Source organism: Luteibacter jiangsuensis (assembly GCF_030812295.1).
GTDB classification, from domain to species: domain Bacteria; phylum Pseudomonadota; class Gammaproteobacteria; order Xanthomonadales; family Rhodanobacteraceae; genus Luteibacter; species Luteibacter jiangsuensis_A.
This window is the reverse complement of sequence record NZ_JAUSSK010000002.1, coordinates 442,276-461,983: the sequence shown is the minus strand read 5'-3', so window position 1 is coordinate 461,983 and position 19,708 is coordinate 442,276. Positions and strand designations below refer to the sequence as shown.

The following is a 19,708-nucleotide window of genomic DNA, read 5'->3' as shown; positions in this document are numbered from 1 at the left end:
ACACAGCTAGGATCCGCGTCATGCAAGCCAAAACGACAAAGCGTCTCTCGTTCTTCCTCGCCCTCGGTGTCCTCCTCGCCTTCGCCTCGCCGCTGGCCATGGCGGAAAAGGAGACGCCCAAGCCGACTCACGCCCACGCGGTGGCGATCAAGGACGTCCATCCCGTACCACCGATGGTCGCGGATCTGGAGAAGCGAACCTTCCAGTGGTTCTGGGACAGCGCCAACCCGTCGAACGGCCTCATTCCCGACCACTACCCGACCAACTCCTTCGCCTCGATCGCCTCGGTGGGCTTCGGCCTTACCGCATACGGCGTCGGCGTGGAGCGCGGCTACATCACGCGCGAACAGGCGGTCGACCGCACGCTGGCCACCTTGCGCTTCTTCCACGACGCGCCGCAGAACGATTCCGAAGACGATGCCACCGGCTATCACGGTTTCTTCTATCACTTCCTCAACATGGAAACCGGCAAGCGCCACGATCGCTGGGTGGAGGTGTCCACCGTCGACACGACGTTGTTGCTTGGTGGCGTGCTGTTCGCGCAGAGCTACTACGACCGCGACGATGCGAAGGAAAAGGAAATCCGCGGCCTCGCCGACGACATCTACCGACGCGTGGAGTGGACCTGGGCGCAGAACCACAAGCCGCTGATCAGCATGGGCTGGACGCCGGGCGGCAAGCAGATCCCGCACGACTGGGCCGGTTACAACGAGGGCATGCTCGTCTACATCATGGCGCTCGGCTCACCCACCCATCCGGTGGGCGATGACGCCTGGACCGCCTGGACGAAGACCTACGACAAGACCTGGGGCGCATTCCACGGCCAAACCTTCCTCAACTTCGCACCGCTGTTCGGGCACCAGTACAGCCACACCTGGGTGGACTTCCGCGGCATCCGCGACGCCTGGAGCCGCGCACACAACATCGACTACTTCGAGAACAGCCGCCGTGCCACGTATTCGCAGCAGGCCTACGCCGTAGCCAATCCTGGCGGCTGGACCGGCTACGGCAAGAACGTATGGGGTCTCACCGCCAGCAACGGTCCGGGTGGCTTGATCGTGAAGCAGGGTGACAAGGAGCGCACCTTCGCCGGCTATACCGCTCGCGGCGCCGGTCTCGACTACATTTCCGACGACGGCACGATCGTGCCGACGGCCGCGGGCGGCTCCATCGCCTTCGCGCCGGAGATCGTGATCCCCGCGCTGGAGGAAATGAAGAAGAAATATGGCCAGTACATCTATACGAAGTACGGTTTCGTCGACGCCTTCAACCTCAGCTTCCATACGCAGACCGACTTGCGCACGGGCAGGCTGATACCGGGCTTCGGATGGGCGGATACGGTGCACCTGGGCATCGACCAGGGACCGATCGTGCTGATGATCGAAAACTACCGTAGCGAGTTCGTCTGGAACGTGATGAAGAAGAACCCGTACATCCGCAAGGGCCTCGAGCGCGCCGGCTTCACCGGCGGCTGGCTCGATGCCGATACGGAAGCCAACCTATGGTGAAGCGCGCGGCGCGCGTCCTGTGCGTAACCCTGGCGCTGGCCCTTGCCGGTGCCGGGATCGCCGGCTGCGCGAAACAGGAGCAGGGCACGCGGACCTTGCAGTTCTGGACGATCGGCCGCGAGGGCGAGGCGGTGGCGAAGCTACTGCCCGAATTCGAGGCCGAACATCCGGGCCTGCATGTCGAAATACAGCAGCTGCCGCTCACGGCTGCGCACCAGAAGCTGCTTACCGCGTACGCGGGCGACTCGACTCCGGACATCACGCAACTCGGCAACACATGGATTCCGGAGATGGTGGCGCTCGGGGCGCTCGAGCCACTCGATGCGCGTGTCGCCAGTTCGAAGATCATCGCCCGCGACGATTACTTTCCCGCGATCTGGTCGACCAATGTCATCGACGGCACGCTCTATGGCGTGCCCTGGTACGTCGATACCCGCCTGCTTTTCTACCGCAAGGACCTGCTCGCCAAGGTGGGTTACGACCACCCGCCACGCGACTGGACCGAATGGCAAGCGATGATGGCACGGCTGGCCCGACCGCAAGGCAAGGCCTATGGCGTGCTGTTGCCCACCAATGAGTTCGAGCAACTGCTTGCGCTGGCCTTGCAGCAGGACGATCCGCTGCTACGCGACGATGGACGCTATGGCAATTTCCGCAGCGCGGGATTCAAGAAGGCGCTGGCCTTCTATGTCTCGATGTTCAAGGACCAGCAGGCGCCGATGATGACCAACGTCGGCATCGGCAATCCCTGGGCCGCGTTTGGCCAGGGCTTCTATGCGTTCTATCTTTCCGGTCCCTGGAACATCGGCGAGTTCCGCAAGCGCTTGCCGCCCGAGCAACAGGGCGACTGGGGCACCGTGGCGCTGCCTGGTCCGAACGGGCCGGGCGCGTCGAACGCGGGCGGCTCCAGCCTGGTGATCTATCGGGCGTCGAAGCACAAGGACGACGCGTGGGCGCTCATCGAATTCCTCTCCCGTCCGGCGATCCAGGCACGGTTCTACGAAATCCTTGGCGACATGCCACCTCGCCGGTCCTCGTGGCAGGCCCCCGCCCTGAAGGACGACGACAAGGCCACGGCGTTCCGTGACCAGCTGGAACGCGTGAAGCCCACGCCGCCCGTCGCCGAGTGGGAGCGTATCGTCACCGAAATGCAGTTGGTCGCGGCACAGGCTGCGCACGGCGATCTCACGATCGACCAGGCCGCCGAGGAAATCGACCGGCGCGCCGACCGTCTCCTGGAAAAGCGCCGCTGGATGCTGGACCACGGCCACAAGGCAACACCATGAACACCACCCGCGCCGCCTGGCTCTTCGTCACTCCCGCGCTGATCATCCTCGGGCTGTTCTTCCTGCTGCCGGTCGTCGCGGCATTGTTCCTATCCGTCACCGATTACGACCTCTACGCACTGGCGGACATCCGCAACCTGCGTTTCGTCGCCCTGCAGAACTACTGGTCGCTGCTGCAGCGTCCGCTGTTCTGGTCGGCCTTGGGCCATACCGTGTATTTCGTGGTGGTAGGCGTGCCGTTGTCGCTGATCGCCTCGCTGGGCGCGGCGATGCTTCTGAACTCGCCCCTGGCCCGTTTCAAGCCGTTCTTCCGTACCGCCTTGTTCGCACCGGTGGTCACCACGGTGGTGGCCGTCGCGGTGATCTGGCGTTACCTGTTCAACACGAAGTATGGACTCATCAACTACGTGCTCGACTCGATCGGCATGCCGACCGTGGATTGGCTCGGCGACCCGCATTGGGCGATGCCCACGATCATCCTCTTCGCGGTGTGGAAGAACTTCGGCTACAACATGATCATCTTCATGGCTGGATTGCAGGCGATCCCCGGGGACTTGTACGAAGCCGCGCGCATCGACGGCGCCTCGGCCATCGCGCAGTTCCGCCACATCACGCTGCCGATGCTGAAGCCCACGATGGTGATGGTCAGCATCCTCACCGTCTCGGGCTACTTCCAGTTGTTCGCCGAGCCCTATGTGATGACCGAAGGCGGCCCGCTGCAAAGCACGACCTCGGTGCTGTACCTGATGTACGAGGAAGGCTTCAAGTGGTGGAACCTCGGTTCGGCTTCGGCCGTGGCCTTCATCCTCTTCGTGATCATGTTCGCGGTCACCGCTGCGATGCTTCGCCTGTCGAAGCGAGGGGAAGCGGCATGAGCCCGCGCATGGCGAAAGCCCTCATCAATGGCTTGTTGATCGGTGGCGCCGCGATCGCCATCGCGCCGTTGCTCTATATGGTCTCGGTGTCGTTCATGCCGCAGGGACAGGCCAGCTCGCTGCCTCCGCCCGTGCTGCCCACGCACGCCACGCTGGACAACTACCGGCAGCTCTTCCTCAACGCCGGCATGGGCCGATACCTGTTCAACAGCCTGCTGATCTCCACGGCCATCACCGTGATCTCGCTGGCTTTCAACCTGATGGCCGGCTACGCCTTCGCCAAGCTGGAGTTCAAGGGGCGCCAGCGCCTCTTCCAGGTCTTGCTCGGCGCATTGGTGATTCCGGCGCAGGTGGCGATGCTGCCGTTGTTCCTGCTGCTGAAGTACATGGGCCTGGTGAATACCTACGGCGCGGTGATCGTGCCCGCGCTGGCCACGATCTTCGGTATCTTCCTCGTCCGCCAGTATGCCAGCGGCATTCCGGACGACCTGATGGAAGCCGCGCGCATCGACGGAGCAGGTGAGTTCCGCATCTTCGCCACGATCGTGATGCCGCTGCTCAAGCCGATCATGGTGACGCTCGCCATCTTCACCTTCCTCGCCGCGTGGAACGATTTCATGTGGCCGTTGATCGCGCTGACCGGGCAGGAGCATTACACCCTTCCCATCGCACTGGCGTCGTTGTCGCGCGAGCATGTGCAGGACAGCGAGTTGATGATGGCAGGATCGGTCGTGACCATCCTGCCCGTGCTGGTCCTGTTCCTCGCCTTGCAGCGTTACTACTTGGAAGGCCTGCTTCTGGGCAGCGTCAAGGGTTGAGCATGAAGCAGAACCATACGGAAGGAACCGCGCTTGTGGGGGCCCCACCTGGGAGAGCTTCACTTGTGGGAACCTCACTGGTGGGAGCCGCTTCAGCGCCGATGGGTGCTCGCCTCACACTGGCCCGCTGCCGCGGGATCGCCGCTGAAGCGGCTCCCACCAGAGTGGCGGCGGCTTCGAAGGGGCTGCGTGGGACATTGTTCGCGCTACTCATCGCGGGCGCCTCCGTTGCTGCTTCCGCGACAGCGGCGACGCCCCCGGCGGCTCCGGCGGCTCCGGCATCTTCAGCCCCCAAGGCGCTCGACAACTTCGATACGACCAGCGGCTGGGAGGCGACACACACCGACGACGTCTCCGCCACGCTTCGCGGCGTTCCCGGAAAGACCGGGCAGGCGATCTGCCTCGATTACGATTTCAACGGCGTTTCCGGCGCGGCGTCCATCCGTAAGACCTTGCCGATCGATTTTCCCGACGGTTTCGCGCTGAGCTTCGATGTGCGCGGAAACATGCCGCCGAGCACCTTGCAGCTCAAGCTGATCGATGACAGCGGCGACAACGTGTGGTGGTTCCAGAAACCGTCCTTCGTCCCGAGCGATGCCTGGCAGACGATCGAGGCCACGAGCCGCCAGGTGGAATTCGCCTGGGGTCCGGTCAAAGACCGCACGCTGCGGCACACGCGCGACGTGGAGTTCATGATCTACGCCGAGGCCCAGGCCAACGCCAACGCCAACGCCAACGCCAACAAGTCTCCAGCCGGCGGCATCCCTGTGGGAGCCGCTTCAGCGGCGATCCCGCGGCAGCGGGCCAGCCTGGAGCAAGCACCCATCGCCGCTGAAGCGGCTCCCACAACGGGTCCCCTGGCACCTGGCGCCAACAAGGGTGAGGTGTGCTTCGATAACCTTCGTCTTGTCGCGCGTAAGCCCGAAGCCGTACCCGTCCCGCCACCCACGCCCAATGCCATCTTCGAATCGCGCGCGAAGCAAGTGCGTCGCGGCCTCTATCCGCGCGGCTTCTCCGGCGAGCAGTCGTACTGGACCATCGTCGGCGTCGACGGTGGCAGCCGAGACTCGGCGCTGATCTCCGAAGACGGCGCCGTCGAAGTCGTGCGCGGCGGTTTCTCCATCGAGCCATTCCTGATCGATGGCCGCAAGCTCATCACCTGGGCCGATGTGACGACGAGCCAGTCGCTGCGCGATGGCTACCTTCCCATGCCTTCCGTTCACTGGCAGGCTGGCGACCTCGCGCTGACGACCACCGCCTTCGCACAGGGCCCGGCGGGTGCGTCACAGCTGGTGGTGGACTACCGGGTGGAGAACAGCGGCGGCAAGGCCCGCGATGTCACGTTGGCCCTGGCCGCGCGGCCTTTCCAGGTGAATCCGCCCACCCAGTTCCTCAACGCCCCCGGTGGCATCAGCCGTATCGACGATCTCGCCTGGGATGGCAAGGCGCTTACCGTCAATGGCAGGCGCAAGGTGATCCCCTTGCGGGCGGCAACCGATTTTGTCGCCAGCACCAACCAGCCGACGACCCTGAGCGAACGCCTGGATGCCGGCGAACGGCCTTCGATGAAGACGCTGCATGATGATGGCGGCTTTGCCCAGGGTGCGCTGCTCTATAACCTGCACGTGCCCGCGCACGGCCACATGGATCTCGGCATCGTCGTTCCGGTAAAGCCAGATGACGTTGTCGCTGTGCCGGACGATGCCGAGCGTTGGCTCACCAGTCATGCCGATGCGGTCGCGGCTTCATGGCGCGACAAGTTGGATCGTGTCACGGTCACCGTGCCTGGCGTGGCACGACCGATCGTCGACACGATGAAGAGCGGCATCGCGCAGATTCTGATGTCTCGCGACGGTCCGGCCTTGCAGCCGGGGACCCGGTCCTATTCGCGCACGTGGGTCCGCGACGGCGCGATGATGCTGGAGGGCTTGCTGCGTACGGGCCATGAAGACGTGGCCTCCGAGTTCATCCGCTGGTACGCGCCACATCAGTTCTCCAACGGCAAGGTGCCGTGTTGCGTCGACGCTCGCGGTTCCGATCCCGTTCCCGAGAACGATAGCCACGGTGAACTGATCTTCAGCGTGGCGGAGCTATGGCGCTATACGCACGATCGCGCGACGGTGGAGGCACTGTATCCGCATGTACGCAAGGCCGTCGCCTATATGGACGGGCTGCGCGCGAGCGAACGCATGCCGTCACGGCTGAATGGACCGGATCGGGCTCTTTACGGACTGATGCCCGCATCGATCAGCCATGAGGGCTATTCGACCAAGCCGATGCATTCGTACTGGGACGATTTCTGGGCGTTGAAGGGTTACGACGACGCCATTGAACTCGCGCAGGCACTTCGCCAGCCGGATGACGCGAAGCGTTTCGTCGCGTCGCGCGACCAGTTCCGCGACGACTTGCATGCGTCCATAGCCGCGGCGGTGAAAGCGAAGGGCATCGACTTCATTCCCGGTTCGGCCGAGCTGGGCGATTTCGACGCGACCTCGACCACCATCGCACTGTCGCCGGGAGGCGAGCAGTCGAGGCTGCCGAAGGTCTTGCTCGAGAACACCTTCGAGACCTACTGGCGCGGCTTCGTCGCGCGCCGCGATGGAAAGACCGCGTGGAAAGACTACACGCCGTACGAACTGCGCACGATCGCCAGCTTCATCCGGCTCGGCTGGCGTGACCGGCTCGATGAGCTCGTCACCTTCTTCTTCGCCGACCGCCGTCCTGCCGCCTGGAACCAGTGGGCCGAAGTGGTCGGCCGCGATCCGCGTGAACCGCGTTTCGTAGGTGACATGCCGCATGCGTGGATCGCCTCGGACTACGTGCGCTCGGCACTGGACATGTTCGCCTACGACCGCGAGTCCGATGGTGCGCTGGTGATCGCCGCCGGCGTGCAGCCCGGATGGCTGGATGGTGAGGGCATGGCGATTCGCGACCTGCGCACGCCTTACGGGCGGTTCGGCTACACGCTGAAGGCGAAGGGCGGGGAAGCGGTGCTTGAGATCACGCAGCCGGTGGACGTGCCGGGAGGGGTCGTTCTTTCGCTACCGTCGGGTGAGGTGAAGGTTCCGGCCGGGGCGAAGCGTTTGCGGGCCAGGCTTTAGGCTGGCCCGCTGCCGCGGGATCGCCGACAAGGTCGGCCCCCACCGGGCAGCGCGGACAGTCCGGTGGCAAGATCGCTCGATGGCGGGCCTCCCGGTGGGAGCTGACCCTGTCGGCGATGCTCTAGTGCGTCGCGACGCGGGTACGCAGCAGCGCATCCACCGCCTGCTGCCACTCGGCCGAACCCGGCGATGCCTGGGGGGCTTCCTGCCCAAGCTTCGTATTCACCGCCCGGTTCCACTCGTCGGAACCCGGCGTGGGCCCATGTCCGTCGTCACTGACCGCCAAGGTCTTGTCGACCCAGGCCAGCCATTCGGGCGAGCCGAGCGCCGGGTTCGCCGGCGCCGTCTTGCCCGGTGCGGGCGACGCGGCTGTCACCGCCGCCGTGGGCGACGCCTCGGGGGCAGGGGGTTCGGAATGGGAGCACGCCGCGATGATGAACGCGGCCGTGAGCGGTACGACGGTGAGCAGAAAGCGCATGTGCAGTGAAATCCTCGCGATGCGTATGGGTGCGATCCTACGAACCCTTTCCCGTCCGGCGCCTAAACGCCTCGGGGAACTTGTTGAATCCGTTCAGCTTCGCGCTGCGACTTCATCGATATGCCGGAGCAGATCGGCCGGGTCCTCGAACACACGGTAGGCACCCGCCCGTTCGAGTTCATTCTCGCCGTAACCTCCGGAAAGCAGGCCGATTCCCAGTGCCCTGGCCCGCTGGGCGGCGAGCATATCCCAGATCGCATCGCCAATGACCATGGCATCGCGGATGTCGGTCCCCAACCGCTCGGCGGCGGTGACGAAGAGATCCGGGTCGGGCTTCGCATGGCGGACCTGGTCGCGGGTCACCACCGGTACCTTGTCCGGATCGACGCCGAGGGCCGCGATATTGTGCGCCGCCGTTTCCATGCGCCCGCTGGTGGCGATGGCCCAAGGAATCTTCGCGTCCGTGAGCCATTTCAGCAGTTCGACCGCGCCGGGCAGTGGCTTCACCGCACCGGCCTCGGCCAACCTGCCGTAGGCGGCGGCATGGTTGCGGCGCAGGCGATCGATCCTGTCGGGGGTGATCTCGGTCTGCGTCTCGCGCAGCAGGATGTCGGTGAACAAACCACCGCTCATCCCGATCTTGCGGTGGATCCGCCACACGGAGAGATCGATCCCCTCCATGTCGAGCGATTCCTTCCACGCAAGGACATGCTGGTAGACGCTATCGACGAGGGTGCCGTCGAGATCGAAGAGGAAGGCATGCTTTTGTCTGGACATGCCCGGCAGAGTACGGCGGTAAGGGCGAACCTTACAACCGCCGCCCCCCGACGACGAGGTTCTCGCGTCAGAACTTGCCCGCGCGGAAGTCGGCGATCGCCTCGTGGATCTGCGCCGGCGTGTTCATGACGAACGGGCCGTAACGCGCCACCGGCTCGGCGAGCGGACGGCCCGCGACGAACAGGACCCGAGCGTGTCCTTCCGCGGCGAAGCTGACCTTGTCGCCGTTCGAAAGCACGGCCAACTCGCTGCGCGCCAACGTCTCGCCGGCCACGGTCGCCGCCGTGCCGTCGAAGACGTAGGCGAACGCGCTGTGGCCTTCCGGCACGTCGAGTTCCAGGCGGGACCCCGCATCGAGTGCGATGTCGAGATAGATCGGATCGGTACTGATGCCGGAGACCGGACCTTTCCCACCGGCGATATCGCCCGCGACAACACGTACGGTCACGCCTTCGGCGGGCCGCACGACCGGGATCTCGGTGGGGGCGATGTCCTGGTAACGCGGCGCCACCATCTTGTCGGCGGCGGGCAGGTTCACCCACAGCTGGAAGCCCCACATCAGGCCTTCTTCCTGTTGCGGCATTTCAGAATGCAGGATGCCGCGCCCGGCCGTCATCCACTGGACGCTGCCGGGGCCGAGATCGCCACGGTTGCCGTGGTTGTCGCCGTGCCGCATGCGGCCGGCGAGCATGTAGGTCACCGTTTCGAAGCCGCGATGGGGATGCTCGGGGAAACCTTCGATGTAGTCGCCGGGCTGGTCCGAACGGAATTCGTCGAGCAGCAGGAACGGGTCCAGCATGTCGAGGGCAGGCTGGCCGATGACGCGCTTGAGCTTCACGCCCGCGCCGTCGGCGGTATCCATGCCGCGGACGCGGCGGGTGATGTGGCGATGGGTCATGGCGGGCTCCTTGGTTGTTGCCAAGATGCCGGTTGTGGCACACGCCGCCAAGGCGCGTGGCGTGAACGATGCGTTTCGCGAAGCGGGAGTGTCAGTGTACCCAGTGGCCCGATCGCTGCCTTGGCGGACCGTCCTCGCCTTCCACCCGTGGGCGGGTGAGGGCCTGGAGCTCGGCCTCCGTCGGTGGGCTTTCGCGCCAGTAGTCGCCCACGGCGTTGAGCACCTCGGGCAGCTGGCCCAGGCATTCGTCGTATTCGTCGTCGGTAAGCTTCTCGAACTCGGCGTCGGCCTGGAGTACGCCTTCGTCCACCGCCAGCGCCATGATGGGGCCGAGCAGTTGCATCAAGGTGGGGTCCTCCGCGAGCCGCGTTTCCCACAGCTGGGCGCGCATGTCGATGCCGCGGCTGAAACCTTCGCACCAACCGGCCGCAGAAAGCAGCGGCCCTTCCTCGGTGTCGATCTCGCCGAGGATAGGCTCGTAGGCATCCACGTCGAGTTCCGCGCTGATCGAGTCGTTGAGCTTGGCAAGCAACTCCAGCACCCGGTTGCCTTCGTTTTCGTTCTCGAACGCGTCGTGCAGGACCTCGTGCAGCCACTCCTCGGGTTTCACCTCGAGTGGACCGATCGCCACGGCCGAGAGCAAGCCATGCACGCCATCGAGCATGAGATCGCCGTCGCTACCATGCGCGCGCAGGTAGGTATCGAGTTCTTCGAGCTCCCGATCGTCGAGGGAGCTTGGCCATTCGGACTTCGGTGTATTCAAAGTTTCAACTCCAACGCGACGGGCGCGTGGTCGGACGGTTGCTCCCACTTGCGCGGCGCCTTGTCGATCATCGACGAGGTTGCGACGGATTTGAGCGCATCGCTGATCAAGATGAGGTCGATCCGCAGTCCCATGTTGCGGCGGAACGCGGCCTGGCGATAGTCCCACCAGCTGAAGATGCCTGCATCTTCGGTGAAAAGCCGGAAACTGTCATGAAGACCCACGTCGAGCAGGGCCTGCAAGGCGGCGCGCTCGGGCGGAGAACAGAAGATGTCCTCGCCCCAGGCGACCGGGTCGTAGACGTCACGGTCGTCACGGCAGATATTGAAGTCGCCGAGCACCACGAGTTTCGGATGCCGGGCGATCTCGGCTTCGAGGAAGTCGCGCACGCGCGCCAGCCAGTGAAGCTTATAGGTGTACTTTTCGTCGCCCAGCGCCTTGCCATTGACGACGTAGAGGTTCACCACGCGTACCTCGCCCACCGTCGCCGCGATGATGCGCCGCTGGGGGTCGTCGAGGCCGGCGATGTCGGTCACGACATCGCCGATGTCGTCCTTGGCGAGGATGGCGACGCCGTTATAGGTCTTCTGCCCGGAAAACACGGCGCGATAACCCATGGCCGCGACTTCGTCGGCGGGAAACTTGTCGTCGGTGACCTTGGTTTCCTGCAACGCGACGATGTCGGGCTGCACCTCGGCCAGCCATTGCTGGAGGTGGGGCAGACGGACCTTGAGGGAGTTGACGTTCCATGACGCGATCTTCATGGCGCCATTGTAAAGGAAAGCCGCGCGGCGCCTGGGCGCCGCGCGGGCACGTACGGCTCAGGCCAGGCCGTAGCTTTTCAGCAACGCGTCCGGGCGGGGCTCGCGGCCACGGAACGCCTTGAAGGAATCCAGCGCCGGCCGCGTGGCGCCCACCGCCAGCACTTCCCTGCGGAAACGCTCGCCCGTGGCGCGGTCGAGCACGCCGGTCTCCTCGAAGGCCTCGAAGGCGTCCGCGGAAAGCACCTCCGCCCAGAGGTAGCTGTAGTAACCGGCCGAATATCCCCCGGCGAAGATATGCGTGAAGGCATGCGGGAAGCGCTGCCAGGCCGGCGGATGGAGCACGGCGACCTCGCGGCGGACCTCTTCCAGCACGTCGAGCGGACGGGCGCCCAGGGACGGGTCGTACTCCAGGTGCAGGCGGAAGTCGAACAGGGCGAACTCCAACTGGCGGACGAGGAACAGGCCCGCGTGGAAGTGCCGGGCATCGAGCATGCGCTGGTAGAGGTCGTCCGGGAGCGGCTCCCCCGTTTCATAGTGCCTGGCGAACGAATGCAAGGCCTCCCGGTCCCAGGCGAAGTTCTCCATGAACTGGCTGGGCAGTTCCACGGCATCCCATTCCACGCCATCGATGCCGCCGACGGATGGGATATCCACCTCGGTCAGCATGTGATGCAGGCCGTGGCCGAATTCGTGGAACAAGGTCAGCACGTCGTCGTGCGTGAGCAGGGCCGGCGCGCCGTCGGTGGGCGGCGGGAAATTGCAGGTGAGGAAGGCGATGGGCAACTGGAGGTGCCCGCCGTCACGGAAACGCGAGGCGCACACGTCCATCCATGCTCCGCCGCGCTTGCCCGAGCGCGCGTACAGGTCGAGGTAGGCGCCGGCGAATACCGTGCCGTCGGCATTCTTCAGGTCGTAATACTTCACGTCCTTGTGCCAGGTATCCACATCGTCACGGGGAGTGAAGCGGACGCCGTAGAGCCGCTCGACCACCATGAAAAGACCGTCGATGGCGGCGGAGGCGGGGAAATACGGCTTGATCTGTTCCTCGTCGATCGCATAGCGCTGCTGGCGCAAGCGTTCGGCGGCGAAGGCGACATCCCACGGCTCCAGGTTGTCGATCTTCAACTCCTCGGTGGCGAAGCGGCGCAGTTCGTCCAGTTCCTTGCGCGCCACCGGCTTCGCACGGGCCGTGAGGTCGCGCAGGAACGACAGGACGGTGGCGGGCGAGGTCGCCATCTTGGTGGCCAGCGACTCCTCGGCCGCATTGGCGAAGCCCAGCAGTTGGGCAGCCTCGTGGCGCAACGCGACGATCTTCTCGATGCGCGCCGAATTGTCGAACTTGCCTTTGTCCGGACCCTGGTCGGAGGCGCGGGTCTGGTAGGCGTAATAGACCGCTTCGCGCAGGTCGCGGTTTTCCGCGTAGGTGAGCACGGCCTGCACGCTCGGCTGCTTGAGCGTCACCAGGAAGCCGTCGAGATTTTCCTCGCGCGCATATTCACGGAGGACGGCACGGCCCGACGCGGGAATGCCGGCCAGGTCGCGCTCGTCGGTGATGTGCTTGTGCCAGGCTTCGCTGGCGTCCAGCACCGCGTTGGAGAACTCGGTCGTAAGCTTGGACAGCTCGACGCCGATTTCACGGAAACGGCTGCGCGCCGGCTCTTCGAGCGCCACGCCGGACAGGCGGAAATCGCGCAACGCATGCTCGACCGCGGCGCGGCCGGCGACGGGAAGGGCGGCGAAGTCGGGGCGATCGGCCACCGCTTGCACGGCGGCATAGAGATCGCGGTTCTGGCCCACCTCGATCCCGTGATCCGTGAGCTTCTCCTCGGCGTCGCCATGAACCTTGCGCAGCGCCTCGGAATCGGCCACCGAATGCAGGTGGCTCACCGGCGCCCAGGCCCGTGCCATCGTCTGGTCCAGGCGTTCCTGGGCGAGGATCACGTGCTCGAAATCACGGATGCCGTCGGGCGCCGCGATCCGCTCGATGGCGGCGCGCTGCTCGGCGATCAAGGTGTCGATGGCCGGTTCGACATGCTCCGGCCGGATCGCCGAGAAAGCCGGCAAGCCGTTCGGGTCGAGAAGAGGGTTGGTGCTGGTGTCCATCGGGTCTCCTTTCAGGCACCCAGCGTGGTGCCGTGGCCGGCCCAAATCAAGCGGCAGCGCGGCGCGGCGGCCCTGGGCGGGCCACCTACGGGCTCAAGCGAGGTAATCGTCCTTGAGACGGACGTAGTTGGCCGCCGAGTAGTACAACTGTTCGACCTGGGAATCGCTGAGCACGCGCACCCTTCTTGCCGGATTTCCCAGCCACAGCTCACGTTCGCCCACCACCTTGCCCGGGGGAATCAGCGCGCCGGCACCCACGAATCCGTTCTTCTTCACCACCGCGCCGTCCAGCACGGTGGCATGCATGCCGATCAGGCAGCCGTCCTCGATGGTGCAGGCGTGGATGACCGCGCCGTGGCCGATGGTGACGTCGGCGCCGATGATCGTGGGAAACCCGCCCGGAGTGTAGGGACCGTCATGGGTCACGTGGATGATGGCGCCATCCTGCAGGTTGCTGCGCGCACCGATGCGGATGTGGTGCACGTCGCCACGGGCGACCGCTCCCGGCCAGATCGAGACATCGTCGGCCAGTTCGACGTCACCGATGATGGTGGCGGCAGGATCGACGTAGACGCGTGCGCCCAGTCGGGGAAGGATGCCCTTGAAGGGCCGGATGGAAGCGGACATGGCGGGATTGTAGCCGCTCGCGCCATGCCCGCCGGGGTCACATGAACGAGCCGCCCACGATGCGGCCTTCCGCATCGAGCTTGGGAAAATAACGGCTGTTGTTCTGGCGCATTTCCCGCGTCGTCATCATGTCCGGCGTCACCAGGATGACGTCGGGATAGGCCGCACGGAACTGCTCCGGCGTAGGCCGGGTGGCGATGAAGGCATCGAATGCCTTCATGTCGGTGACGAACCCGGCGACGGGCTTCGGCTGGGCTGCCGGCGCGGTCTGGCAGGCGGTCACGGCGGCGGCGCCGAGGACGGCCAGGAAGAAAAGGGTGGTAAAGCGATTCATGAGGGCTCCTTGCCTTGCGGAGCCGGGATTATCGCCCCGGCCGCCGCCACGTACCATGAACCGGTTAACCGTTACGCCTGCGCATCGCCTCGGCCCGGGCCTCGTCTTCCGCGGTGACCACCTGCTGCTGGGCGTCGAGCTTCGCGCCAAGGATGATCAACGTGTAATTGGTGGGGTCGTAATCGCGGAGCAGGGCGATCTCGCGCCGGGCCTCCTCGAGTTGGCGACGATTGATCTGCCGCTCGATCTCCTGCGAGGCGAACGGCAACGTCTCGCGTAACGCATCCTGCGCGGTGGCGTTGCTCGGCTGGAGCTGGATGACGCTGAGGTAATACTCATACGCATTGTTGCCCTGCGGTGCCACGAGGCGGCCTTCGCGGGTCGCGTCACGGGCAAGCCCGAGGAGGATATCGACCTCGGTCACGCTGGCGTCGCCCGAACCGGACGATGCCATGGAAGCGCTATCGGTCGATGAGGCGGATTCGGCATGACGGGCGCGCAACGTGGCGAATGCGGCAGCCGTGGCGAGGGCGACGATAACGGCGCCAATGACGATGACCGCGCGGCGGGGAAGCGCGACCGGGATGAACTTGGACATGGGGAAGATCCGGGGAACGACCCGCAACCAGGCCGTCCCCCTGTCGGACGACCCCAACGGGCGCGTCATCTTCCCGCCCGATTGTTGCAAACGCGTGGCGCCATGTCCGTCCCGCCACGGTGGCACTGCACTATCCAGGCGTCCCCGGTTGGGTTTGAATGCAGCCACCCTCCGGGAAAGGAAAGCACGCCATGATCCTGTTTCTCGCCTTGCTCATCGGTATCGTCGCCGGCTATCGCGCCATGCTCGCCCCTGCGGCCGTTGCCTTCGCTGCCCGCTTCGGCGATCTGCATCTGACCGGCACACCGCTCGCGTTCATGGGCTATGCCTGGACGCCATGGATATTCGGCATCGCGGCCCTCGGTGAACTGGTCGCCGACAAGCTGCCCACCACCCCCAGCCGCAAGATTCCCTTGCAGTTCGGCACCCGGGTCATCACGGGCGCGCTGAGCGGCGCTTGTGTCGGTGCCACCGACGAGAACCTCGTCGGTGGCCTGATCGCAGGCATCATCGGTGCGGTACTTGGTACCTACGGCGGTTCGGCGGCCCGCGCGTGGATGGCCGCCAAATTCCACAAGGATCTCCCCGGCGCGATCATCGAGGACATCGTGACAATCGTGCTGGCCCTCGTCGTGGTCTTCCTCGTCTGATCACTCAGAACTGGGCGTTGAGGTTCACGAAGTACTGGCGCGGCGCGCCCGCCATCAGGGTCTGGTTGTAGCCCTGCGGGTCGGATGCGACGTAACCGTTGGTACCGGTCGAGGCGAAGTAGTGCTTGTCGAACAGGTTGGTGACGTTCAATCCGATGCTGAGGCCCTTGAACGCCGATACCGCACCGAAGTCGTAGGCGATACCCGCATCCGCCACCCAATAGGAGGGCACCGACGAATCGTTGGTATAGGTGATGTAGCGGCGACCGGTGTACTTGCCTTCCAGGTTGGCGCGCCAGCCTGCCATTTCGTAGCTCAGCGAGGTGGAGAACATCGTCTTCGGCACGCCGACGACGTACTTGTCGGCGGTGGGCACCGTGCCGGCGTTCTGGTAATCGTCCTGGTATTGCGACTTGTTGTAGGACAGCGAGTTGAGCCAGGTGAATCCGCGAACCGGCTTCCAGATGAAGGCCACGTCCGCGCCGCGGCTCTTCACGTCGCCCACGTTGTTCAACGACGAGGCGCAGGTGACGACGGCCGGGCAGGGCGTGGTCACCAGCAGGCGGTTTTCGAAGCGCGTGTAGAACAGGCCGAGCGAGGCCTCGAAGGTTTCGCCGTGCGCGCGGTAGCCGACCTGCCAGGTCTGCGATTCCTCGGGCTTCAGGCGGCTCTTCGCCGCATCGAAAGCCGACTGCGAGGTGCTGAACGGCGTGATGCCGAAGGCGGACAGGTTCTTCGCATAGGAACCGTAGATGTCCTGGTTCTCGTCCAGGCGGTAATCGACGCCTGCCTGCGGCAGGAAGCCCTTGCTCGCCTTCATTTCACCCTGGGCGAACGACGTCGTCGGAACCAGGGACGTCGCATCCGTGGTCACGCGCAACGACTTCGCGCCGAAGTTCACGGTAAGCCGGTCGTCGAGCAAGTGGATGGTGTCTTCCGCGTAGGCCATGCGCGTCTTGGTTTCGTAGTGCTGCAGGAACGCGCGAAGGAACGGCTGCTGGTCGTTATAGAAGGTGTAGAGGGCGGTGTACTGGCCGTCCAGCGTGAAGAAGTTGCGTTCCTGGTTCGTGTTGGCGTTCTCGCCCCACACGCCCAGTTCGATGTCGTGGTTGGCCAGGCTGAACTTCAGGGCGGACGTGAGGCCGTAGCGGTCCAGGCCGTAATCGGTGGTGCGCATGGAAAGCGGCACCGTGGGCGACGAAGCCTGGTAAGGCGTGGCCCACTGGCCTTCGCCGCGATCGGCGTGGTAATAGCCCGTGGCGTCGAGGGTGGCACCGCCAAGGTTGAATGAACCCGACAGGCCCGCCAGGCCATCGCGGCGAATGCCGCCACCCGCGTAATATGTCGCGTCGCCCTTTCCGTAGTCGGCCGGCAACGCGTTGAGCAGCGCGGGATATTGGCCCTTGCCATTGAGCGCGTTGGCGATTCCGACGGCGGTGTTCCAGTCTGGTTGCAGGTAATCCCAGTCCCAGCCCAGCGCGCGCTGGCTGGTCAGGGACAGGTCCATGTAGTCGTATTCCTTGCGCTTGCTGCCGTCCGCGAACAGGCTGATGCGGTTGCCGTCCCCCCACTGGTACACGGCCTTGAGGTTGGCCTGATTCGACTTCTGGTCACCGAAGCCTTTCCATTTATCCGTGTCGGCATGCGCGAACGACACGTACATGGAGAAGCCGCCATGGTCGCCGCTGTCCGCGCGCACATACGTGCGGCTGGTCGAGTCGGAGCCCATGACCTGGTTGAAACGCACGCCCGGCTTCGCGTCCGGATCGGCGGAGAAGAACTGCACGGTGCCGCCGAGATTGGTGTTGGAGGCGGTGCCAAGCGCACCGGCGCCCTGCGCCAGCTCGACCGTGGCGAGGTTTTCCGACGTGATGGCGCGGGTGACCTGGAGGCCATCGGTCACGCCATAGCCCATCGTGCCCAGCGGAATGCCGTCGAGGGTGAAGCCCAGGCGGGATTGGTCGAAACCGTGCAGGGTGATCTGCGTGGACCACTCATACGCACCCCACGGATCGGCCGATTGGAATTGCACGCCCGGGAGCTTGTCCAACGCCTTCAGGGCGCTGCTGCCGGGAGTTTGCTGGCGCACGATCTCTTCGACGCCGATGCTCTGGATCTGCCGCGTTTCACCCGGCGCGATCACCGAAATGGCGTCCAGTTGTTTCGGAGTGTCACGAGCGTCCGTCGCGGCGGCGGGGGCCGGAGCGGCCTTGTCGTCGTCACCTGCGGTGGCGTGCGCGAACCCGGCGTGCAGTGACAAGGCGAGCGCGGTGGCGAGGGCGGTACGACGAAAGGAAACACGAACACGCGTCATCGGGGACGATCCATCGGAGGCAAGAACCCGCGAGACTGTTCTCCGCGCATGTAACCCTGCTTACTCCGAGATGACGGATGTTTGACCATCGCCCGAAGCGTGACCGGGTTGGCAACCGTTACGACTGAAACATTTGGACGTCCATCTTTCGATAGGTACAGTCGGATTTCCCGGGTCGGAGCCCGTCCCGACGTGATCGATATCCATGGGAGCCCGCCAGCTGCTGGCGCGCTGACACAAGCCGGTCATCCGGCCGGCGCAGGCTCCACCCACAAGGAGGATCCGATGCGTTACCGAAGCCGTTTCCTTTGGCCCGCGCTGGCGCTGCTCGCAGGTTGCGCTTCCACGACCGCGCCGGTCGCCGTGACGCCACCGGCCGCGCCCATCTCGGTTTCGTGCACGGAGGATGCCTTGAGCGAACAGCCGTGCGTCGCCATGGCGCGGCAGAAATGCAACGCACCGACGGTGGACACCATCCAATTGATCCTGGCGGCACCGGTGGCTGTGTCGGATGGCACCCGTACGAAACAGCGCTACGACTACCGCGCCACGTATAACTGCCCGGTCAGCGTGACGAGCGCGGATGCTCCTTGAGGGGCCTGCAAGACAGGCAGCCCCCTGTCAGAAGCGCTGCCGCAACGCGTTGTAGACCGGATCGGTGTCGGGACGCGTGCCGTGCCAGCGCTCGAAGGCATCGGCCGCCTGCTCCACCAGCATGCCGAGGCCGTCGCGGAAGTAACGGGCACCCGCGGCGGTGGCCCAGCCCTTGAAGCTGGCCGCCGCGGCGCCGTAGCAAAGGTCGTAGCAGGTGGAATGGTCCTGCAGGATCGACATCGGCAGGTCGAACGAGCCGCCGGTGACGCCGATCGAGGTGGCGTTGACGACGAGGTCGAAGCATTCGCCATCCAACCCATCCCAATAACGCGTATGGCAGCGCGCGGGATCGCCGATCGCATCGGCGAGCTGGTCGGCACGCTCCGGCGTGCGATTGACGATGGTCAGCGTCTGTACGCCGGCGTCCAACAAGGCCCAGGCCACGGCCTTGGCCGCGCCGCCGGCACCCAGCAGGAGGGCGTCGTGGCCACGCAGGTCGAGCGAGTGACGCTCGGTGATGTCACGGACGAAGCCGCTGCCGTCCGTGTTGTGCGCATGCAGCTTGCCGCCCACGAGGGGCGTGAGGGTGTTGGCGGCGCCGACGCGGGCGGCCGCCTCGCTGTGCTCGCTGGCCAGAGCGAACGCCGCTTCCTTGTGCGGAAGGGTCACGTTGGCGCCTAGCCCACCGTCGGCGAAGAAACGGCGTACGGCGGCGGCGAAGTCGCCAGGGGCGGCATCGATGGTCTCGTAGCTCAGGTGGATACCGAGTTGCGCGGCAAAGGACCCGTGGATCTCCGGGGACAGCGAATGCGCGATCGGATGACCGAACACGGCGTAACGGTGCGCTTCAGCGCTCATGGATTCTCCTGGCACAGCGCCGGAACACCCTGCCCGGCGGAAGGATTCTAACAACGTGTCGTCCCCCGGTCGCGGTCCGTGAGACGGCGGCGGCCCAGGCTCCCTCCATCGCCACCCCAACGCCTGGAGTACGCCCATGCACGACACGCTCTCGCCGCGCCGCCTGCGCGCCCTCATCGCCCTGGGCTGGCTGGCCGCGGGTGCCCTTCTGCTACTGCTGACACCCCTTTCGGGGCATAGCGAGACGCTGGGCTGGACTCCCGCCTTCTGGTTGCTGCTGGCTCCGGCAAGCGTTCTGGTGGCGATGAAGCCAAGCCTGCCGATGGCCCTGCTGATGGCGCTGTTTCGTCGCTGATGCCCAG

18 protein-coding genes and 1 pseudogene are annotated in these 19,708 nt (G+C 65.2%); 8 read left to right on the top strand and 11 right to left on the bottom strand.

Going from position 1 to position 19,708, the window contains the following annotated elements; genetic code table 11:
* Nucleotides 1-20 precede the first annotated feature (20 nt).
* The 5 genes and pseudogenes from J2T07_RS07460 to J2T07_RS07440 all read left to right on the top strand — a co-directional run.
* On the top strand, nucleotides 21-1,508 hold the full coding sequence (locus J2T07_RS07460) for a glucoamylase family protein (RefSeq protein WP_306848627.1): 1,488 nt from the start codon (nucleotides 21-23) through the stop codon (nucleotides 1,506-1,508).
* Nucleotides 1,502-2,794, top strand: a complete 1,293-nt coding sequence (locus tag J2T07_RS07455) for a sugar ABC transporter substrate-binding protein (protein ID WP_306848626.1) — start codon at nucleotides 1,502-1,504, stop codon at nucleotides 2,792-2,794. The genes J2T07_RS07460 and J2T07_RS07455 overlap by 7 nt, the downstream gene beginning before the upstream one ends.
* Nucleotides 2,791-3,669 (top strand): carbohydrate ABC transporter permease, encoded by an 879-nt coding sequence (locus J2T07_RS07450; protein ID WP_306848625.1) that lies wholly within the window; start codon nucleotides 2,791-2,793, stop codon nucleotides 3,667-3,669. The genes J2T07_RS07455 and J2T07_RS07450 overlap by 4 nt, the downstream gene beginning before the upstream one ends.
* Nucleotides 3,666-4,487, top strand: coding sequence for a carbohydrate ABC transporter permease (locus tag J2T07_RS07445; protein WP_306848624.1), 822 nt, complete (start codon nucleotides 3,666-3,668; stop codon nucleotides 4,485-4,487). The genes J2T07_RS07450 and J2T07_RS07445 overlap by 4 nt, the downstream gene beginning before the upstream one ends.
* Nucleotides 4,488-4,588: 101 nt before the next feature.
* Nucleotides 4,589-7,534: pseudogene (locus tag J2T07_RS07440) on the top strand (hypothetical protein); the annotation flags it as partial.
* A gap of 175 nt (nucleotides 7,535-7,709) precedes the next feature.
* Here J2T07_RS07440 and J2T07_RS07435 read toward each other — a convergent pair.
* The 9 genes from J2T07_RS07435 to J2T07_RS07395 form a co-directional block, all read right to left on the bottom strand.
* Nucleotides 7,710-8,066: a hypothetical protein gene (locus tag J2T07_RS07435; RefSeq protein WP_306848622.1), complete on the bottom strand. Its 357-nt coding sequence runs from the start codon at nucleotides 8,064-8,066 to the stop codon at nucleotides 7,710-7,712.
* Between the two features lie 93 nt (nucleotides 8,067-8,159).
* A complete protein-coding gene (locus J2T07_RS07430) occupies nucleotides 8,160-8,843 on the bottom strand; it encodes an HAD family hydrolase (protein WP_306848621.1) in 684 nt (227 codons plus the stop codon).
* Between the two features lie 67 nt (nucleotides 8,844-8,910).
* Complete coding sequence (locus J2T07_RS07425; RefSeq protein ID WP_306848620.1) at nucleotides 8,911-9,741, bottom strand: pirin family protein; 831 nt, start codon at nucleotides 9,739-9,741, stop codon at nucleotides 8,911-8,913.
* A gap of 91 nt (nucleotides 9,742-9,832) precedes the next feature.
* Nucleotides 9,833-10,504 carry a YecA family protein gene (locus J2T07_RS07420; RefSeq protein ID WP_306848619.1) on the bottom strand — a complete coding sequence of 224 codons (672 nt, stop codon included), beginning with the start codon at nucleotides 10,502-10,504 and terminating at the stop codon, nucleotides 9,833-9,835.
* Nucleotides 10,501-11,268 carry an exodeoxyribonuclease III gene (gene xth / locus J2T07_RS07415; RefSeq protein WP_306848618.1) on the bottom strand — a complete coding sequence of 256 codons (768 nt, stop codon included), beginning with the start codon at nucleotides 11,266-11,268 and terminating at the stop codon, nucleotides 10,501-10,503. Before xth ends, J2T07_RS07420 begins: the two co-directional genes overlap by 4 nt.
* Before the next feature lie 57 nt (nucleotides 11,269-11,325).
* Nucleotides 11,326-13,371: a M3 family metallopeptidase gene (locus J2T07_RS07410; RefSeq protein WP_306848617.1), complete on the bottom strand. Its 2,046-nt coding sequence runs from the start codon at nucleotides 13,369-13,371 to the stop codon at nucleotides 11,326-11,328.
* A gap of 93 nt (nucleotides 13,372-13,464) precedes the next feature.
* Nucleotides 13,465-13,998 (bottom strand): gamma carbonic anhydrase family protein, encoded by a 534-nt coding sequence (locus tag J2T07_RS07405; RefSeq protein ID WP_306848616.1) that lies wholly within the window; start codon nucleotides 13,996-13,998, stop codon nucleotides 13,465-13,467.
* A 37-nt stretch (nucleotides 13,999-14,035) separates the two neighbouring features.
* Nucleotides 14,036-14,332: a hypothetical protein gene (locus tag J2T07_RS07400; protein ID WP_306848615.1), complete on the bottom strand. Its 297-nt coding sequence runs from the start codon at nucleotides 14,330-14,332 to the stop codon at nucleotides 14,036-14,038.
* Nucleotides 14,333-14,396: 64 nt separating this feature from the next.
* Entirely contained in the window at nucleotides 14,397-14,930 is a 534-nt protein-coding gene (locus J2T07_RS07395; RefSeq protein WP_306848614.1) for an energy transducer TonB, read from the bottom strand.
* A gap of 191 nt (nucleotides 14,931-15,121) precedes the next feature.
* Between J2T07_RS07395 and J2T07_RS07390 the strand changes: the two genes are divergently transcribed.
* Nucleotides 15,122-15,580 carry a DUF4126 family protein gene (locus tag J2T07_RS07390; RefSeq protein ID WP_306848613.1) on the top strand — a complete coding sequence of 153 codons (459 nt, stop codon included), beginning with the start codon at nucleotides 15,122-15,124 and terminating at the stop codon, nucleotides 15,578-15,580.
* A gap of 4 nt (nucleotides 15,581-15,584) precedes the next feature.
* On the opposite strand, the gene J2T07_RS07385 is transcribed toward J2T07_RS07390, so the two are convergent.
* Nucleotides 15,585-17,894 carry a TonB-dependent receptor gene (locus tag J2T07_RS07385; protein WP_306848612.1) on the bottom strand — a complete coding sequence of 770 codons (2,310 nt, stop codon included), beginning with the start codon at nucleotides 17,892-17,894 and terminating at the stop codon, nucleotides 15,585-15,587.
* A 285-nt stretch (nucleotides 17,895-18,179) separates the two neighbouring features.
* Here J2T07_RS07385 and J2T07_RS07380 point away from each other — a divergent pair, with 285 nt between their 5' ends.
* A complete protein-coding gene (locus tag J2T07_RS07380; protein WP_306848611.1) occupies nucleotides 18,180-18,488 on the top strand; it encodes a hypothetical protein in 309 nt (102 codons plus the stop codon).
* A gap of 27 nt (nucleotides 18,489-18,515) precedes the next feature.
* On the opposite strand, the gene aroE is transcribed toward J2T07_RS07380, so the two are convergent.
* On the bottom strand, nucleotides 18,516-19,346 hold the full coding sequence (aroE, locus tag J2T07_RS07375; RefSeq protein ID WP_306848610.1) for a shikimate dehydrogenase: 831 nt from the start codon (nucleotides 19,344-19,346) through the stop codon (nucleotides 18,516-18,518).
* 136 nt (nucleotides 19,347-19,482) lie between these two features.
* Here aroE and J2T07_RS07370 point away from each other — a divergent pair, with 136 nt between their 5' ends.
* Nucleotides 19,483-19,701: a hypothetical protein gene (locus J2T07_RS07370; protein WP_306848609.1), complete on the top strand. Its 219-nt coding sequence runs from the start codon at nucleotides 19,483-19,485 to the stop codon at nucleotides 19,699-19,701.
* Nucleotides 19,702-19,708 lie beyond the last annotated feature (7 nt).

What these genes read in the sequence shown, in the direction of transcription:
- J2T07_RS07460 (WP_306848627.1), top strand. Translation starts at nt 21, where the DNA reads ATGCAAGCCAAAACGACAAAGCGTCTCTCGTTCTTCCTCGCCCTCGGT.
- J2T07_RS07455 (WP_306848626.1), top strand. Translation starts at nt 1,502, where the DNA reads ATGGTGAAGCGCGCGGCGCGCGTCCTGTGCGTAACCCTGGCGCTGGCC.
- J2T07_RS07450 (WP_306848625.1), top strand. Translation starts at nt 2,791, where the DNA reads ATGAACACCACCCGCGCCGCCTGGCTCTTCGTCACTCCCGCGCTGATC.
- J2T07_RS07445 (WP_306848624.1), top strand. Translation starts at nt 3,666, where the DNA reads ATGAGCCCGCGCATGGCGAAAGCCCTCATCAATGGCTTGTTGATCGGT.
- J2T07_RS07435 (WP_306848622.1), bottom strand. Translation starts at nt 8,066, where the DNA reads ATGCGCTTTCTGCTCACCGTCGTACCGCTCACGGCCGCGTTCATCATC.
- J2T07_RS07430 (WP_306848621.1), bottom strand. Translation starts at nt 8,843, where the DNA reads ATGTCCAGACAAAAGCATGCCTTCCTCTTCGATCTCGACGGCACCCTC.
- J2T07_RS07425 (WP_306848620.1), bottom strand. Translation starts at nt 9,741, where the DNA reads ATGACCCATCGCCACATCACCCGCCGCGTCCGCGGCATGGATACCGCC.
- xth (WP_306848618.1), bottom strand. Translation starts at nt 11,268, where the DNA reads ATGAAGATCGCGTCATGGAACGTCAACTCCCTCAAGGTCCGTCTGCCC.
- J2T07_RS07410 (WP_306848617.1), bottom strand. Translation starts at nt 13,371, where the DNA reads ATGGACACCAGCACCAACCCTCTTCTCGACCCGAACGGCTTGCCGGCT.
- J2T07_RS07405 (WP_306848616.1), bottom strand. Translation starts at nt 13,998, where the DNA reads ATGTCCGCTTCCATCCGGCCCTTCAAGGGCATCCTTCCCCGACTGGGC.
- J2T07_RS07400 (WP_306848615.1), bottom strand. Translation starts at nt 14,332, where the DNA reads ATGAATCGCTTTACCACCCTTTTCTTCCTGGCCGTCCTCGGCGCCGCC.
- J2T07_RS07395 (WP_306848614.1), bottom strand. Translation starts at nt 14,930, where the DNA reads ATGTCCAAGTTCATCCCGGTCGCGCTTCCCCGCCGCGCGGTCATCGTC.
- J2T07_RS07390 (WP_306848613.1), top strand. Translation starts at nt 15,122, where the DNA reads ATGATCCTGTTTCTCGCCTTGCTCATCGGTATCGTCGCCGGCTATCGC.
- J2T07_RS07385 (WP_306848612.1), bottom strand. Translation starts at nt 17,894, where the DNA reads ATGACGCGTGTTCGTGTTTCCTTTCGTCGTACCGCCCTCGCCACCGCG.
- J2T07_RS07380 (WP_306848611.1), top strand. Translation starts at nt 18,180, where the DNA reads ATGCGTTACCGAAGCCGTTTCCTTTGGCCCGCGCTGGCGCTGCTCGCA.
- aroE (WP_306848610.1), bottom strand. Translation starts at nt 19,346, where the DNA reads ATGAGCGCTGAAGCGCACCGTTACGCCGTGTTCGGTCATCCGATCGCG.
- J2T07_RS07370 (WP_306848609.1), top strand. Translation starts at nt 19,483, where the DNA reads ATGCACGACACGCTCTCGCCGCGCCGCCTGCGCGCCCTCATCGCCCTG.